This is a genomic window from Streptomyces lonarensis (genome assembly GCF_012033735.1).
GTDB lineage: Bacteria > Actinomycetota > Actinomycetes > Streptomycetales > Streptomycetaceae > Streptomyces > Streptomyces lonarensis.
On sequence record NZ_JAAVJD010000482.1, the window covers coordinates 1 to 1007 of the forward strand.

Consider the following 1007-nt stretch of genomic DNA (forward strand, 5'->3'; position numbering starts at 1 on the left):
CCCCGGGGCCGTGCGCCTCGTGCGCCGCGAGGCGCCGCGCCGGCCGGTGCAGCGCGGGCTCGAACCCGTCGGCGCCGGGGCCGGTGCGGAGGGGGCCGACCGCCCCGTGCTCGGCTGCCTCCGCCTCCCGGGCGAACTCGTCGAGCACCCGCAGCCCGTCGAGGGCCGCCGCGCAGTGCGGGCAGCCCGCGACGTGCGGGTCGCCGGTGACGGTGCCGTCGTCCCAGCTCTCCCAGAGCTGCTCCACCGAGCGGCCACAGGCGAGGAGTTCGTCGTCGGCCGGGAGAGCGGCGCTCCTCGGGGGAATGCCGTGGTCAGGGGGGCCCGAGGCGGGCGGGCTCATCGCCATGCGTCCATCGCCTCCATCAGATGACGCCGTGCGCGGTAGATCCGGCCGCGCACGGCCTGGTGGGTGATGCCGACCGAGTCGGCGATCTCGTCGTAGCTCAGTCCGTGCAGTTCCCGCAGCACCCAGCAGGCGCGCTGCTCGGCGGAGAGACCGGCCAGCGCGCGGGACATCGCCGCGGCCGCCGCCGACGACTCCGCCGCCCGGGTCGGTGACGCCTGGTGGTCGGGGGCCGAGGGCTCCGCCACCGCGTCGAGGTCCGAGGTCGGCCGCCGGGCGCGCAGCAGGTTGAGGCAGCGGTTGGTGACGATCCGGTACATCCACGTCAGGAACGCGGACTGCCTGCGGAACTCCGGGAGGCGGCGCCAGGCGTTGACGAAGGAGTCCTGGACGGCGTCCTCCGCGTCGGCCCGGTCCCCCAGCAGCCTCGTCGCCAGCCGCAGCAGCACGGGACTGTGGCGGCGGACGAGGAGCTCGAAGGCGTCGTCGTCGCCCTCGGCCGCCCGCACCACCAGCACGGAGTCGTCCAGCGTACCCAGCACGCCGCCCGCGGCGGGGGTGGCGACCTCGGGGGCGGCGCCGGGCGGCGGCAGGCCGTCCGGTGTGTCGGCGGCGCCGCCCGCGGGCGGCGCGCCGGCGCCAACACCCTGGCCCTGGTGCT

The 1007-nt window shown here is 77.4% G+C and carries 1 protein-coding gene and 1 pseudogene; both read right to left on the reverse strand.

Annotated elements, in window-relative coordinates; all coding sequences use genetic code 11:
• Positions 1-349, reverse strand: a pseudogene (locus HCN56_RS25665) (hypothetical protein); the annotation flags it as partial.
• Positions 340-888, reverse strand: a complete 549-nt coding sequence (locus tag HCN56_RS25670; protein ID WP_167975049.1) for an RNA polymerase sigma factor — start codon at positions 886-888, stop codon at positions 340-342. The pseudogene HCN56_RS25665 and the gene HCN56_RS25670, both read right to left, overlap by 10 nt.
• Between the last annotated feature and the right edge of the window lie 119 nt (positions 889-1007).